Source organism: Bacteroides difficilis, assembly GCF_048319815.1.
GTDB classification, from domain to species: domain Bacteria; phylum Bacteroidota; class Bacteroidia; order Bacteroidales; family Bacteroidaceae; genus Bacteroides; species Bacteroides zhangwenhongii.
The window spans coordinates 5,009,320-5,024,006 of record NZ_CP182814.1 but is presented as its reverse complement, the minus strand read 5'-3'; the positions used below and the strand labels follow the sequence as shown (position 1 = coordinate 5,024,006).

13 protein-coding genes and 1 tRNA gene are annotated in these 14,687 nt (G+C 41.5%); 5 read left to right on the top strand and 9 right to left on the bottom strand.

The features are described from left to right. From ACNOGP_RS19870 to ACNOGP_RS19855, 4 genes are read right to left on the bottom strand one after another with little or no spacing between them, the layout of a single operon-like run. On the bottom strand, positions 1–798 hold the full coding sequence (locus ACNOGP_RS19870) for a DUF6048 family protein (protein WP_182505658.1): 798 nt from the start codon (positions 796–798) through the stop codon (positions 1–3). Beyond that, positions 734–1,282 (bottom strand): DUF6452 family protein, encoded by a 549-nt coding sequence (locus ACNOGP_RS19865; protein ID WP_143866734.1) that lies wholly within the window; start codon positions 1,280–1,282, stop codon positions 734–736. The genes ACNOGP_RS19870 and ACNOGP_RS19865 overlap by 65 nt, the downstream gene beginning before the upstream one ends. 20 nt (positions 1,283–1,302) lie before the next feature. Continuing rightward, positions 1,303–2,253, bottom strand: a complete 951-nt coding sequence (locus ACNOGP_RS19860) for a glycosyltransferase family 2 protein (RefSeq protein WP_007758729.1) — start codon at positions 2,251–2,253, stop codon at positions 1,303–1,305. A 35-nt stretch (positions 2,254–2,288) separates the two neighbouring features. Continuing rightward, complete coding sequence (locus tag ACNOGP_RS19855) at positions 2,289–2,846, bottom strand: DUF4199 domain-containing protein (RefSeq protein WP_055278979.1); 558 nt, start codon at positions 2,844–2,846, stop codon at positions 2,289–2,291. A gap of 308 nt (positions 2,847–3,154) precedes the next feature. On the opposite strand from ACNOGP_RS19855, the gene ACNOGP_RS19850 reads away from it, so the two are divergent. After that, positions 3,155–3,228 (top strand) — tRNA-Thr (locus tag ACNOGP_RS19850). A gap of 687 nt (positions 3,229–3,915) precedes the next feature. On the opposite strand, the gene eno is transcribed toward ACNOGP_RS19850, so the two are convergent. The 5 genes from eno to ACNOGP_RS19825 all read right to left on the bottom strand — a co-directional run bounded on the left by eno (position 3,916) and on the right by ACNOGP_RS19825 (position 8,085). Further along, positions 3,916–5,196: a phosphopyruvate hydratase gene (gene eno / locus ACNOGP_RS19845; RefSeq protein WP_007758733.1), complete on the bottom strand. Its 1,281-nt coding sequence runs from the start codon at positions 5,194–5,196 to the stop codon at positions 3,916–3,918. 179 nt (positions 5,197–5,375) lie between these two features. After that, positions 5,376–6,038, bottom strand: a complete 663-nt coding sequence (locus ACNOGP_RS19840) for a pentapeptide repeat-containing protein (protein ID WP_418213535.1) — start codon at positions 6,036–6,038, stop codon at positions 5,376–5,378. 30 nt (positions 6,039–6,068) lie between these two features. Then, positions 6,069–6,446 (bottom strand): fluoride efflux transporter CrcB, encoded by a 378-nt coding sequence (crcB, locus tag ACNOGP_RS19835; protein WP_004309778.1) that lies wholly within the window; start codon positions 6,444–6,446, stop codon positions 6,069–6,071. An 18-nt stretch (positions 6,447–6,464) separates the two neighbouring features. Further along, positions 6,465–7,241 carry a hypothetical protein gene (locus tag ACNOGP_RS19830; RefSeq protein ID WP_004302049.1) on the bottom strand — a complete coding sequence of 259 codons (777 nt, stop codon included), beginning with the start codon at positions 7,239–7,241 and terminating at the stop codon, positions 6,465–6,467. A 10-nt stretch (positions 7,242–7,251) separates the two neighbouring features. Then, positions 7,252–8,085 carry a M23 family metallopeptidase gene (locus ACNOGP_RS19825; protein ID WP_418213534.1) on the bottom strand — a complete coding sequence of 278 codons (834 nt, stop codon included), beginning with the start codon at positions 8,083–8,085 and terminating at the stop codon, positions 7,252–7,254. A 268-nt stretch (positions 8,086–8,353) separates the two neighbouring features. Between ACNOGP_RS19825 and ACNOGP_RS19820 the strand changes: the two genes are divergently transcribed. The 4 genes from ACNOGP_RS19820 to gcvT all read left to right on the top strand — a co-directional run bounded on the left by ACNOGP_RS19820 (position 8,354) and on the right by gcvT (position 14,577). Beyond that, entirely contained in the window at positions 8,354–10,513 is a 2,160-nt protein-coding gene (locus ACNOGP_RS19820; RefSeq protein WP_418213533.1) for a glycoside hydrolase family 97 protein, read from the top strand. Positions 10,514–10,673: 160 nt separating this feature from the next. Continuing rightward, the gene (locus ACNOGP_RS19815) at positions 10,674–12,083 is read left to right on the top strand and encodes an amidophosphoribosyltransferase (protein ID WP_418213532.1); all 1,410 of its coding nucleotides are present in this window, start codon (positions 10,674–10,676) and stop codon (positions 12,081–12,083) included. A 153-nt stretch (positions 12,084–12,236) separates the two neighbouring features. Then, entirely contained in the window at positions 12,237–13,460 is a 1,224-nt protein-coding gene (gene pepT / locus ACNOGP_RS19810; protein WP_143866741.1) for a peptidase T, read from the top strand. Between the two features lie 31 nt (positions 13,461–13,491). Next, positions 13,492–14,577, top strand: coding sequence for a glycine cleavage system aminomethyltransferase GcvT (gcvT, locus tag ACNOGP_RS19805; RefSeq protein ID WP_418213531.1), 1,086 nt, complete (start codon positions 13,492–13,494; stop codon positions 14,575–14,577). Positions 14,578–14,687: the final 110 nt, after the last annotated feature.

The window sequence follows — 14,687 nt, the reverse complement described above, 5'->3', positions numbered from 1 at the left end:
CTAAAGAGGCAATTTATAGATGAGGGAATAGGTGATTCCCATATTATTTGATTTATATTTACCGTAACCCGGCACATACCACGGAGCGCCATACTCTCCGATAGAAGCTTTTGTCTTGTATTTCATGCGTACCGACCACCCCATATTAAAGTTCTTGTAAATACGCACTTTAACGCCTAAGACGATTTCCAACCATTGTACCGAGCCTTTCATGCCCAGATGGCTGAAAGGAACACTCCCTCCCCAATAATCGTCTTCTAAGCTGGGATTGCCTATTACATCTCCCCAAATAGGATCATTTGCCGGCAGGGTTGATACATCATATTTGAAAGAACTGAATGCATAACGAAGTCCGGCATATAAATAACTGTTTTTCTCTTTTTTCTTTGCCATCGTGTTGTAGTCTACGCCGATACGGAAAAAAGGGGCAGCTTTGCTTTTGTAGTGTATACCCGTTTCGCTCCAGGTGTCTGTTCCTCCCATGCCAAATTCAAAAGTAGGGATGAATTTGTTTTTAAGGTTGACACCAATGCTGACTTCTGAACTCATGAAGTCTCCTCCTAAGATTTTGCTTCCTATGCCGTATAAATCCACACCGATATACGTCCCGTTATAAAACGGAATCGTATCTATCTCGACAGTCTCTTTTTTTTTCTGGTCTCTTTTGGGTGTATGAGTAGGACGCTGCTGTTGTGCCAGTAACGGAAGACCGATACAAAAGAGTAGAAGCAGACTAATCAGGCGTAACCGGTGTGCGGTCGCGATAGTTAAAGAATATCTGTAAATTCTCAATTTCATTTGAATTGGCTTCTTTATTTCGTAATTCGATAGACGTTATTTTCTCCGTACTGTTTTTTCTGTTACCGAATGCAGCACTGATGATGTTTTGTTTCATCATGTAGCCGCATTCCATAGACTGAAAATAGGGAGTGTTCTCTTGTACGATATATACTGTATCTACATCCTCGGGATTGCGTACCGGATCATATTGGAAGATAAATACGGTGGAATCGCTGGTATAGCGCAACGGCAACATTACTGTATGTACATCTTTCTCATTGTTGAGAATAATGGAGTCTGTTCCCATTGCTCTGACTGTCAGCGAGTCGAGTGTGTCATTGAGTACGGCCTTATCATTATCCGGATCGTTGGTTTTGAACGTACAATACATCATGGGACGTCCTGCCATAGAACAATCATTTTCGTCCGAACATGAACTGTGGATACCGATAGCGGCACCAACGATTATCAATAGGAGAAAGATACGAACTAAATTCTTCATAGTCAAGTATTGAATGTGAATCAAATTTTCTTTTCTATCTGGTAGTTATTCCGTTCCGGTGCGTTACGCGAGATTAATTCGCCAAGAAATCCGGCAAGGAATAATTGTGTACCTATAATCATTGCCGTAAGTGACAAATAAAAATAGGGAGAGTCGGTCACTAGTCTATATGGTAGATTGTTGTACATTGCGTATAGCTTACTACCACCTACAATGATAACGGAAATCATTCCGATGAGAAACATCAACGATCCTAACAAACCGAAAAAATGCATCGGTTTGATTCCGAATTTGGAAAGGAACCAGAGTGAGAGTAAATCCAGATAACCGTTCACGAAGCGGTTAAGTCCGAATTTGGTTGTACCGTATTTGCGGGCTTGATGATGCACCACTTTTTCACCGATTTTCTTGAATCCGGCGTTCTTTGCCAGATAAGGTATATAACGGTGCATCTCACCGTACACTTCGATATGTTTTACGACCTCTCTGCGATACGCTTTCAGTCCGCAGTTGAAGTCGTGCAGGTTTTTAATGCCTGAAACTTTGCGTGCCGTTGCATTAAACAGTTTGGTGGGAAGTGTCTTTGACAGAGGATCATATCTTTTTTGTTTCCAGCCGGAAACCAAGTCGTAGCCGTCTTCGGTTATCATCCGGTAGAGTTCAGGTATTTCGTCCGGACTGTCCTGTAAATCTGCGTCCATCGTTATAACCACGTCTCCCTGCGCTTCTGCGAATCCACAGTAGAGTGCGGGTGACTTGCCGTAGTTGCGACGGAACTTGATACCTCTTACATGCTCCGATTGGGATTTTAGCTTTTCTATTACTTCCCATGAACGGTCCGTACTTCCGTCATTAACGAAAATCACCTCAAATGAGAATCCGTTGGCTTGCATTACCCGTTCTATCCAAGCGTAGAGTTCGGGTAGTGACTCTTCTTCATTGAATAATGGGACTACAACTGATATATCCATTTCTTTAATTACTAGTTACGAATTACAAATTACAATCAACTCGGCTCATTGTTTCCGGGTTTCGCTTTTTTCATTACCATTAATCCGGTGGGGATGGCAAGGATACTTCCGAAAAATACGTCCGATGACAGCATTTGCATGGTAATGTCGATAGCGCTGAGCGAGTTTATTTTATCTGCATCAAACATATCTTTCATAAGTTCTTTGTTTTCTTGTAAAGCGGGACTTTGCTCTATCGCTTGGTTCCAAAAATCAGCAAGGGCGTTGAAGATAAAGCCGTGATCTATAAACTGGAAGTATATGTAATGTGCTACGGCTACCAATAGGGAAGCGAACATATACATAAATATAGTGAAAAGAACCGCGTGTGAGAATTGTATAGCTCCTCCGCATACTTTGTCGCGATAGATTTTTACGTAATAATAACCTATGATTGGCACGGCTAGCGTTAGAATAACATATAGCAATTGGAAAAAAGGTATAGCAAACATCAATGGAAGTAGTATGAATTTCAATATCCAATAAGCTCCCATATATGTGCCAAAATGCATGGCGTATTTCTGTAAATAGCTTCTGTTCTCTGTCATCTTCATTTATAAATTGCGCACAAAGGTACAAATAATATCGGTTGATAGAGGGAATATGGTTGTTAAAGTTAATAAAGCAATAAAAGTTGCTAGTAGAGATTTTTTTTATACTTTTAATTGCTTGAAATGTAGTCTGTTAGTTGTTTTACTTGAAAAAAGTTGTTCGTAGCTATTGCAGAATTCGTAAAAATGCCTACCTTTGCAACCGCAAAACGGGTAAGTCCTATACGGTCAGCTCCCTTCGAATCCTCCAGGGCTTGATCGCAGCAAAGGTAGTTGGTTGTAGCGGCGCGATATAGACAGCTTACCCACCCGCCTCTTTAGCTCAGTTGGCCAGAGCACGTGATTTGTAATCTCGGGGTCGTTGGTTCGAATCCGACAAGAGGCTCGAAAAAGGATATATAACAAATCCAAGAAGAAAGCATTCAGGTAATTGCCTGAATGCTTTTTTTATATATAATTTGCATATTATCGAAATTCTGCAGATTCTTTATTTACAGCCTGATAAAGGCTTTAGGAAAACCTTTCAATCCGTCTATACAGGCTATAAGAATATCTTTTTCTTATATTTTGGCTTGTTTCCGTACGGTTTTGAATTAAACAATGATAGCCTTCTTATTCTTATTGATTTCTATGGACATTCTTTTATAATCGATTCACTATTTAGACTCATTTCATTCGTTACTTTTACTTCGTATAACTATAGTGTACTTTGCGTATGACTATAGTTGTACGCAAGGGAGACTATAGTTATTCTTGCGGAATACTATAGTCATACGCAAAAAGAATAAGTAACGCGGCTAATCTGATTAGGCAGAAAAAGAAATAAAAATAGTATTTGGCTCCTTCCCGCACCAATATGAAAAATGACAACTGCATAGGGACTTGCAGTTAGGGTATTCTACTATTAATAGAATGTATTATGCTTGTTTTCATACAGTATTTGTATTATTGATTAAAATGGTATTATTTAGATTATCAATGATTTAGTTGATTCTTCGTCTATTATAAAAGCTTATATAAAAATCCCTGGACGATATCGCCCGGGGATTTTATTTGGATGTAAAGTCGAAATTTACTTGATTCTCTTGTATCCATACACAGCTAAATCGCCTAATTCCTCTTCAATGCGGAGTAACTGATTGTATTTAGCCATACGGTCTGAGCGGCTTAAAGAACCTGTCTTGATCTGTCCGCTGTTAGTAGCTACTGCGATATCGGCGATAGTAGCATCTTCTGTTTCACCCGAACGGTGAGAAGTAACAGTAGTGTATCCATGACGGTGAGCCATTTCGATAGCGTTCAGTGTTTCTGTCAGCGAACCGATTTGGTTTACTTTAATCAGGATAGAGTTGGCACAGCCTTTTTCGATACCCATTGCAAGGAAATCTACGTTGGTTACGAACAAGTCGTCACCTACCAGCTGGCAACGGTTGCCGATGCGTTCGGTCAGCTTTTTCCAGCCTTCCCAATCATTTTCGCTCATACCGTCTTCGATAGAGTCGATAGGGAACTTGTTAATCAGTTCTTCCAGGTAGTTGATTTGTTCTTCAGCGGTACGTTTCTTACCTTTTTCACCTTCAAACTTGCTATAATCGTAAATACCATCGTGGTAGAATTCGGAAGAAGCACAGTCCATACCGATCATAACGTCTTTGCCCGGTTCGTATCCTGCTGCTTTGATAGCGGCCAGAATAGAATTCAAAGCATCTTCCGTACCTTCGAGGTTAGGTGCGAAACCACCTTCATCACCTACAGCAGTGCTAAGGCCACGGTCTTTCAGGACTTTCTTTAAAGCGTGGAATACTTCAGCACCCATGCGCAGACCTTCTCTGAAAGAAGGAGCACCTACGGGGCGGATCATAAATTCCTGGAATGCGATCGGAGCATCGCTATGTGAACCACCGTTGATGATGTTCATCATCGGTACAGGCATTACATACGTATTTGTTCCACCGATATAGCGGTATAGAGGAAGGTCCAGATAGTTGGCAGCAGCTTTAGCTACGGCAAGAGATACGCCGAGAATAGCGTTAGCACCTAAATTCGATTTAGTCTTAGTGCCGTCCAATGCCAGCATTGCGTAGTCGATACCTCTCTGATTGAGTGAAGACATACCAATCAGCTTCGGAGCGATGATTTTATTTACATTATCAACCGCTTTTTGTACTCCTTTTCCACCATAGCGCTGTTTGTCACCATCGCGAAGTTCCAATGCTTCGTGTTCACCTGTGGAAGCACCTGACGGCACAGATGCACGTCCCATAATGCCGGATTCCAATACTACGTCAACTTCTACTGTGGGGTTACCTCTTGAATCGAGAATTTCTCGAGCTACAATTTTTTCAATTTTCATCGTTTCTATTGTTTTTGAATAAGATTTCTGCAAAAGTACGGACTTGACGGGGAGTGAGAAATCACCATAAATAGGTATTCTTTTTATGCCTATTCCCTATATGTCGTTAGTCCGACCTTATACTATAACAACGGGACGATGCTTTTTGTTTGAGTGCGGCGGGGTGAATTTGCAGGATTTTAATCTTCGATAATAACCCCTAACAGTGGAAGCAAATCCATAGCTTGCAGGGAAGTGATGACAGCGCCTTTCAGATCGCTAATGTTAAGCGTGATTCCGCTGATACGGGAAGTGCGCAAATCTATTCCGCGAAGCGGAGCGTGTGAAAAATCGGCTTCTACGAGATCGCAACTCTCAAATGCGACGGATGAAAAACGGCAGTCGTTCAGACTTCCGTTGCGGAGCTGGCTGTGTGTAAAACGTACCTGGTTCATTTTACTCATAGCCAGATTGATATAACCTGCGTTGCAGTCATGCAGCAAGACGTGATTCATCGTTGTTTCCGATAAATTGGTACCCAATAGTTTGCAGGAAATGAATTCTACCCGGTAGAGCGAACTTTCAGCGAAAGAAATGTTGGGTAAGTCGCAGTTCTCAAACCTGACATCGGTCAGTTGGGAGGAACGGAATTTACATTCGCTGAATGTCTGATGCTGAAAGGTGCAGTTTTTGAAACTTTTATAAGATTTGTCGATGCCTTCTTCTTTTCCTTTGCAGAATAAAAGATGAGAGACTGTTTCTTCTCTGTCGAGCCATTCCTGTAGGGTAGTAGTACTAACTTCCTGCTCTTCCATCATGGGAGGAACAACGCGGACGGGTTTGGTTGGGTTTCTTTTAATCATGCCGTAAAGGTAGGATTTATATTCGAATTATTAAATCTGTTTTCCCACATATCCGCCGGCTAACGTTGCGGCTAATCCTATTCCTATACTTAATAATGTATATAGAACAAATGCTCCGTAAAATTCTCCTTTCAGCAGACCTACGCCGTCACTGGAGAAAGTAGAGAACGTTGTGAAACCTCCACATAAACCCGTTGTCAGAAACAAACGGACCTCGAACGGAAGGTGGAATCGCTCTGAAAGGGCATAGAACAGGCCGATGAGAAAACTGCCGAGAAGATTGACCGTGAAAGTGGCCCATGGAAAATGATAAGGGACGATTCGTTCGTGCATTAGCAACTGGATGAAATAACGCAGTGCACTACCGGTTCCTCCACCGATAAAGATATAGATAACTTCTTTACTCATTTGATTGAAAGATTGATATTATTTGTAGGCGGCTTCAAAATCCTTTTCGAATTGCTGGAAGCCTCCGGGATAAACAAGATTGATTTGTTCTGAAACGGTTGACGGATCATTTTTGTTTTGCAGAACGGATATGAACTTTTTGAATATCTCGCGGGGAACGCTCTCTATCCAGAAGGTGACAAGCGCATGCGAAAGGATATAAGAGTATTGCTCGTCCGTCATTTGCTGTTTCATAAATTTGCCCTGGCTGCTATTTAAAAATGTAGGAAGGTTTACTTCTCCCAGCATATACATCGTCCGAACTCTCCCTTGTTCGTATTCGGTAAATGTGTGGCGGACTGCTTTTTTGTGAATGGTGCAATGTTCGAAGTACTCCGACAGTCCTTCGTTAAGCCAACTTGGAGGACGCTTGCCGAGAATCTGCGAAACGAAATGATGACTCAGTTCGTGATAGATGATGGCAAGACTTCTCTCCCGTCCATTCTCCCGTCCTAAGATGACTGCCTTTTGTAGCTTAGGTGAGTATGCACCGCTTGCCTTGATAGGCAGAGACACATTGATACTTTCTAAGTAATCTATTGCTTCTCTTCTATTTTCAAAAACATATAGTTGGAGGCTAAGCGTATCGGGCAGTCCGAATTGTGAATAGAAATCAACCTCATGTTGAAGAAACTGTTCTATCTTCTTCCGGTCTTTGTCGGGAAGCGGGTCACCGCCATATTCCACTTTTACGGTTTGGGCATGAAGCAAACCGCAGAAAAAGAAGACCGGGAAGAAAAGTAAAAATATGCGCATGATACATCTATTATTTCAGGTTGTGTAGCTTCATATATTTCTTTTTATCACGTTTACTCATGTCCTGCATGATAAGGTCATGGTCGGTCACAGCCTGATAGATGGTTTTCTCTTCCGGTTTCACATCTCCTTCAGTTGTGCGGAATACAGGAATAAAGTGGGAGTAAGGGTATCCGGATGATAATCCTCCTTTGAACTTATTTTCATCCAGAAAAAAGAAGGAGATGGCAGCACCTGTGGGGCCTGCCTTTCCTATGGCTTGTCCAACTTGTACTTCTTCGCCCGGTTCGATAAAATTCTCGTTCATCACCAGATAGGCTGCAAAAGTCTGATCGGGATGATAGATGAGCAGCTGTTGCGGGTTGGTGGTTTTACAGACTATTCCGCTGCGGGTGGCGTAGATTGTATCACCTTGCTTGATGTGAAAATTCAAGGTCTTGAATGGTTCACGCGGATCGGTTTTCCAGGCTGTCTTTTGATTGTTCTTTACGGGTAAGGCATAAGGAGTCTGAATATTGAAATCTTTAGGAAACTTGCCCCGGTAGAACGTATAAGAAGAGGCACTTTTAAACGGATTGTCTACCTGTGCGTTCTTTTCTATTTTAAATATAGTGTTTTTTCCGTTACTTAAATTGTAGGAACGGTCGTTGGCACGATACAGATAATAGTCGCAATAGTCTTCATTGTAGTAATTGAGTTCGGTAGCTCCCTGAGCATCTTTTTCCCATTTTGACTCGATGATACCGTATGGACGTTCCAGCAGTTTACGTAAAGACTGCGCGGAAGTGTAGCTGGCGGACAATGTGAAAATCAATAGAGCGATCAATTTAAGGTGCTGTGCCATATTCTAAATAGTAAAGTGTTTATTGATATAGTTGGGATAATACGTTGCAAATATAGAAAGATTATGTAATATGCGTCTTTAATCCTTTTAATTTTTTCACTATAGACACTATATTTTTTCTAGCTTCTGGATTTGTTATCTGCTTTATATTTAAATGTTTATCCCGTTTCTACTTCTATATCCTTCTATATTTTCTTTATAAAGAAAAACACCTCTATTGTTTCCTGTCTATCTTTGCCATACGATTATTAACTAACTCATTTATATCATGAAGAACATGAAGAAAAGAACCGTAACATGGCTTTACCTGCTGTTTTCTTTATTAATGTGCACATCAGCAAAGGCCGAAAGTATTACTTCTCCCAACGGACAGTTACAACTTAATTTCTCCGTCAATGCGCAAGGAGAACCAATGTATGAACTTTCTTATAAAGGAAAAGAAGTAGTTAAGCCTTCAAAACTGGGACTGGAATTGAAAAATGATCCCGGGCTAATGAATGGATTTACTCTGGCAGATACTAAAACATCAACTTTTGATGAAACATGGGAACCGGTGTGGGGAGAGGTGAAATCAATCCGCAACCATTATAATGAGATGGCTGTTACTTTGAATCAGAAGGCACAAAATCGCAATATCATTATCCGTTTCCGTCTTTATGATGATGGCTTGGGATTCCGGTATGAATTTCCATTGCAGAAGAATTTGAATTATTTTGTGATTAAGGAAGAACATTCCCAGTTTGCTATGGCGGGAGATCATACGGCCTTTTGGATTCCCGGCGATTATGATACTCAGGAATACGATTATACCGAGTCCAGACTTTCTGAAATTCGTGGATTGTTGCAAGGGGCGATTACCGGAAACGCTTCTCAAACCTCTTTCTCGCCAACAGGTGTGCAAACTTCTTTGCAGATGAAAACGGATGATGGTCTGTATATCAACCTGCATGAAGCTGCTTTGGTTGATTATTCCTGTATGCATTTGAACCTTGATGATCGGAACATGGTTTTTGAATCGTGGTTGACACCGGACTCACAAGGAGATAAAGGATATATGCAAGCACCTTGTCGTTCTCCTTGGCGTACGGTAATCGTGAGTGATGATGCACGTGATATTCTGTCGTCTAAGCTGACATTGAATCTGAACGATCCTTGTGCCTATGAAGATGTTTCTTGGATTAAACCGGTGAAATACATTGGTGTGTGGTGGGAAATGATTAGCGGAAAAAGTTCTTGGGCATATACGGACGATGTTTACTCTGTGAAATTGGGCGAAACAGATTATTCAAAAACAAAACCGAACGGACGCCATGCAGCGAATAACGATAATGTGAAACGGTACATTGACTTTGCTTCTGAACATGGATTTGATCAAGTATTGGTAGAAGGATGGAATGAAGGTTGGGAAGATTGGTTCGGCAAATCAAAAGATTATGTATTTGATTTCGTTACACCTTATCCTGATTTTGATTTGAAAATGCTGAATGCATATGCGAAGTCAAAAGGAGTAAAGCTGATGATGCATCATGAGACATCCGCTTCTGTTCGTAACTATGAACGTCATTTGGACGTGGCATATCAATTTATGGTAGATAACGGCTACAATGCAGTGAAGAGTGGATATGTCGGCAATATCATTCCTCGTGGCGAACATCATTACGGACAATGGATGAACGACCATTATCTATATGCAGTGAAGAAAGCGGCTGATTATAGGATTTGTGTGAATGCTCATGAGGCAGTCCGTCCCACCGGACTATGTCGTACTTATCCGAATTTGGTCGGCAATGAGTCGGCGCGTGGTACGGAGTATGAAGCATTTGCCGGTAATAAACCGTTTCACACCACTTTACTTCCTTTTACCCGTCTGATTGGCGGACCGATGGATTATACTCCGGGTATTTTTGATACCAAACTTTCTTTCTTGTCGGGCGATCATAGTTTTGTACGTACTACATTGGCTAAACAATTGGCTCTTTATGTAACGATGTATAGCCCTTTGCAGATGGCGGCTGATTTCCCTGAAAACTATGAACGTCATATGGATGCATTTCAATTTATCAAGGATGTAGCCGTTGATTGGGATGACAGTAAGTATCTGGAGGCAGAACCGGGAGATTACATCACCGTTGCACGTAAGGCGAAGGGTACTGATAGCTGGTTCGTAGGTGGTATCACTGATGAGAATCCCCGTACTTCTGCTTTTACACTTGATTTTCTCGAACCGGGAAAACAATATGTAGCGACATTGTATGCTGACGGAAAGGATGCGGACTTTGAAAAGAATCCAACCTCTTATCAAATAAAGAAAGGTATAGTGACTGCTAAAACCCGGATTTCTGTCAAACTGGCCCGTAGCGGAGGATTTGCGTTGAGCTTGATTGAAGTAGCTCCGTCGGATAAGAAGATAATCAAGAAATGGAAATAAGATCTAGGCAAAGAGATTGTTCTCGGATTCCCCGCTTTTAATAAATATTAGTTGTTGCCCCGCAAAGAAAACAAAACTTTGCGGGGCTCTTTATTTTATCAGACGGATTCTTTTTTGTACTTTTGCACATCTTTTTAAAAACATCAATAAAGAGAATAACATGGGAGGTTTTTTCGGAACAGTCTCGAAAGCTAGTTGCGTGACTGATTTATTCTACGGCACAGATTATAACTCACATCTGGGTACAAAGCGGGGAGGACTCGCAACATACAGTAAGGAAAAAGGGTTTATACGCTCCATCCATAATTTGGAAAGTACCTATTTTCGAACAAAGTTCGAAGGAGAATTGGACAAGTTTAAAGGAAACGCCGGTATCGGCATTATTAGTGACACAGACGCTCAACCTATTATTATTAACTCTCACCTCGGCCGCTTCGCCATTATTACCGTTGCAAAGGTTGTCAATATTCAGCAACTGGAAGATGAACTTCTCAATCAAAATATGCACTTCGCCGAACTTAGTTCGAGCAATACCAATCAGACAGAACTTATCGCATTACTTCTGATACAAGGTAGAAACTTTGTGGAAGGTATTGAGAATGTGTTCAAGCACATCAAAGGTTCTTGTTCAATGCTTATCTTGACGGAGGACGGAAGTATCATCGCTGCTCGTGACCAGTGGGGGCGTACTCCTATCGTAATAGGAAAAAAAGAAGGAGCATACGCTGCGACAAGCGAATCATCCAGTTTTCCGAATTTGGATTATGAGATAGAGAAATACTTAGGTCCCGGTGAAATCGTCCGTATGTATGACGATCATATCGAACAACTTCGTGAACCGAATGAGGATATGCAGATTTGTTCGTTCTTGTGGGTGTACTATGGCTTTCCTACTTCTTGTTATGAAGGACGGAATGTAGAAGAGGTGCGCTTCACTTGTGGATTGAAGATGGGACAGACAGATCAATCGGAAGTGGACTGTGCTTGTGGTATTCCTGATTCGGGAGTGGGTATGGCTTTGGGATATGCAGAAGGCAAGGGTGTTCCTTATCACCGTGCGATTTCAAAATATACACCGACCTGGCCTCGTAGTTTTACTCCTAGTAATCAGGAGATGCGTGCGTTAGTGGCGAAGATGAAATTGATTCCGAACCGTGCAATGCTTGAAGGTAAACGTTTGTTGTTTTGTGATGATTCTATCGTTCGTGGCACGCAGTTGCGTGATAATGTGAAGATACTATATGATTATGGAGCAAAAGAGGTACATATGCGTATTGCCTGCCCTCCATTGATTTATGCTTGTCCGTTTGTAGGTTTTTCCGCTTCCAAAAATGCGTTGGAACTGATTACCCGCCGTATTATTAAGGAATTGGAAGGTGATGAAAATAAGAATTTGGATAAATATGCTACTACCGGGTCTCTCGAATATGAGAAGATGGTTGGTATTATAGCCGAACGTTTCGGGCTTTCTTCTTTGAAGTTCAATACAGTGGAAACATTAATAGAAGCTATCGGTCTGCCCAAATGCAAGGTTTGTACACATTGCTTTGATGGCAGCAGCCATTTTTAAAGTGGTCAGATAGGTCAGTTAAGTATCCGGATAAAATTATACAATAAAAAAGAGCCGTGAATTGCTTTGTAATTCACGGCTCTTTTTTTACCTTTACGGCACTATAAACTATCAATTTGTAAATTGTAATTAGTAACTTGTAATTAAAACGATATGACTTTAGTAGACAGATTTTTAAAGTATGTAAGCTTCGATACACAATCTGATGAATCGACAGGGCTTACTCCAAGTACTCCGAAGCAGATGGTTTTTGCAGAATACTTGAAAAAAGAGTTGGAATCTTTGGGGTTGGAAGATATAACTTTGGATGAGCATGGTTATCTTTTCGCCACGCTCCCTGCCAATATAGATAAAAAGGTGCCGACTATCGGGTTTATTGCTCACATGGATACAAGTCCGGATATGACGGGTAAGGATGTTACTCCGCGTATTGTAGAAAAGTATGACGGTTCGGATATTGTACTTTGTACTGAAGAAAATGTGGTTCTTTCTCCGTCGCAATTCCCTGAATTGTTGGATCATAAAGGAGAAGATTTGATTGTAACCAACGGAAAAACTTTGCTCGGTGCTGATGATAAGGCCGGTATTGCAGAGATTGTTTCTGCAATGGCCTATCTGAAAGAACACCCTGAAATCAAACACGGAAAAATCCGTATCGGTTTCAATCCGGACGAAGAAATCGGTGAAGGCGCTCATAAATTCGATGTAGAAAAGTTCGGTTGTGAGTGGGGATATACAATGGATGGCGGTGAAGTGGGAGAGTTGGAGTTCGAGAACTTCAATGCTGCTGCCGCTAAAGTTACTTTTAAAGGGCGTAATGTACATCCGGGATATGCTAAGGATAAGATGATTAATTCCATTTATTTGGCCAATCGGTTTATTACTCTGCTGCCGGCACAGGAAAGGCCGGAGCATACTACGGGATATGAAGGATTTTATCATCTGATTGGCATTCAGGGTGAAGTGGAGCAAAGCTCAGTTTCTTATATCATTCGCGATCATGACCGTACTAAGTTCGAAAACCGCAAGAAAGAAATGGAACGTCTGGTCGCTCAAATGAATGCCGAATATGGTGCGGGTACGGTAACTCTCGAATTGCGCGACCAATATTATAATATGCGTGAGAAGATAGAGCCGGTGATGCATATTATCGACACCGCTTTTGCTGCAATGGAAGCTGTTGGTGTGAAACCGAATGTGAAGCCGATTCGTGGAGGTACGGATGGTGCACAACTTTCTTTTAAAGGCTTGCCTTGCCCGAATATCTTTGCCGGTGGGCTGAATTTTCACGGACGTTATGAATTTGTGCCTATCCAGAATATGGAGAAAGCAATGAAAGTAATTGTAAAAATTGCCGAGCTCGTAGCTTCCAAATAACTGATACTTAAAACTTAATACTTAAAAGAATATGAAAACCACTCCGTTTACAGAGAAACATATAGCGCTTGGCGCTAAAATGCACGAGTTTGCAGGTTATAATATGCCTATTGAATACTCCGGTATCATTGACGAACATCTGACGGTCTGTCAGGGTGTCGGGGTGTTTGATGTATCCCACATGGGAGAATTCTGGGTGAAAGGTCCGAAAGCATTGGCTTTTCTTCAGAAGGTGACTTCCAATAATGTGGCGGTACTGACTCCGGGAAAGATTCAATATACTTGTTTCCCGAATGATAAAGGAGGAATTGTAGATGACTTGCTGGTATATCAGTATGAACCGGAAAAATATATGTTGGTAGTCAATGCCGCTAATATTGAAAAGGACTGGGACTGGTGCATTTCTCATAATACGGAAGGAGCGGAATTGGAGAACGCTTCGGATCACATGGCGCAACTTGCTGTGCAGGGACCGAAAGCGATTCTTGCTTTGCAAAAATTGACTGATATTGATCTGTCATCAATTCCTTATTATACTTTTAAAGTCGGAAAGTTTGCAGGTGAAGAGAACGTGATAATTTCTAATACCGGCTATACGGGTGCAGGAGGTTTTGAACTATATTTCTATCCGAATGTGGCTGATACCATTTGGAAAGCGGTCTTTGAAGCCGGTGAGGAGTTTGATATCAAACCTATCGGTTTAGGAGCTCGCGATACACTTCGGTTGGAGATGGGATTCTGTCTGTATGGAAATGATTTGGATGATACTACTTCACCGATAGAAGCCGGACTTGGATGGATAACTAAGTTTATAGAAGGTAAAGAGTTTATCAATCGTCCGATGCTGGAGAAGCAGAAAGCAGAAGGAGTAACCCGTAAATTGGTTGGCTTTGAAATGGTTGATCGTGGAATTCCCCGTCATGGGTATGAACTTGTAAATTCGGATGGGGAGAAGATTGGGATCGTTACTTCGGGCACTATGTCGCCTACCCGCAAAATCGGTATCGGCATGGGGTATGTGAAACCGGAATACGGCAAGGCAGGTACGGAAATCTGTATCGATATGCGTGGGCGTAAATTGAAAGCGGTCGTGGTAAAACCTCCGTTCAGGAAATAATTGAATATTTATAGAAACGCAGATTAACGCAAATTTGCGCAGAATAAGATTTGAAATTAAACTTCTGCGTGAATTTGCGTTAATCTGCGTTTCTTATATGGATAAACGTT

Excerpts from the sequence above, each read along its gene's own strand:
- crcB (WP_004309778.1), bottom strand. The coding sequence starts at position 6,446 with ATGAGTAAAGAAGTTATCTATATCTTTATCGGTGGAGGAACCGGTAGT.
- ACNOGP_RS19860 (WP_007758729.1), bottom strand. The coding sequence starts at position 2,253 with ATGGATATATCAGTTGTAGTCCCATTATTCAATGAAGAAGAGTCACTA.
- pepT (WP_143866741.1), top strand. The coding sequence starts at position 12,237 with ATGACTTTAGTAGACAGATTTTTAAAGTATGTAAGCTTCGATACACAA.
- ACNOGP_RS19840 (WP_418213535.1), bottom strand. The coding sequence starts at position 6,038 with ATGATTAAAAGAAACCCAACCAAACCCGTCCGCGTTGTTCCTCCCATG.
- ACNOGP_RS19865 (WP_143866734.1), bottom strand. The coding sequence starts at position 1,282 with ATGAAGAATTTAGTTCGTATCTTTCTCCTATTGATAATCGTTGGTGCC.
- ACNOGP_RS19830 (WP_004302049.1), bottom strand. The coding sequence starts at position 7,241 with ATGCGCATATTTTTACTTTTCTTCCCGGTCTTCTTTTTCTGCGGTTTG.
- ACNOGP_RS19820 (WP_418213533.1), top strand. The coding sequence starts at position 8,354 with ATGAAGAACATGAAGAAAAGAACCGTAACATGGCTTTACCTGCTGTTT.
- eno (WP_007758733.1), bottom strand. The coding sequence starts at position 5,196 with ATGAAAATTGAAAAAATTGTAGCTCGAGAAATTCTCGATTCAAGAGGT.
- ACNOGP_RS19815 (WP_418213532.1), top strand. The coding sequence starts at position 10,674 with ATGGGAGGTTTTTTCGGAACAGTCTCGAAAGCTAGTTGCGTGACTGAT.
- ACNOGP_RS19825 (WP_418213534.1), bottom strand. The coding sequence starts at position 8,085 with ATGGCACAGCACCTTAAATTGATCGCTCTATTGATTTTCACATTGTCC.
- gcvT (WP_418213531.1), top strand. The coding sequence starts at position 13,492 with ATGAAAACCACTCCGTTTACAGAGAAACATATAGCGCTTGGCGCTAAA.
- ACNOGP_RS19855 (WP_055278979.1), bottom strand. The coding sequence starts at position 2,846 with ATGAAGATGACAGAGAACAGAAGCTATTTACAGAAATACGCCATGCAT.
- ACNOGP_RS19870 (WP_182505658.1), bottom strand. The coding sequence starts at position 798 with ATGAAATTGAGAATTTACAGATATTCTTTAACTATCGCGACCGCACAC.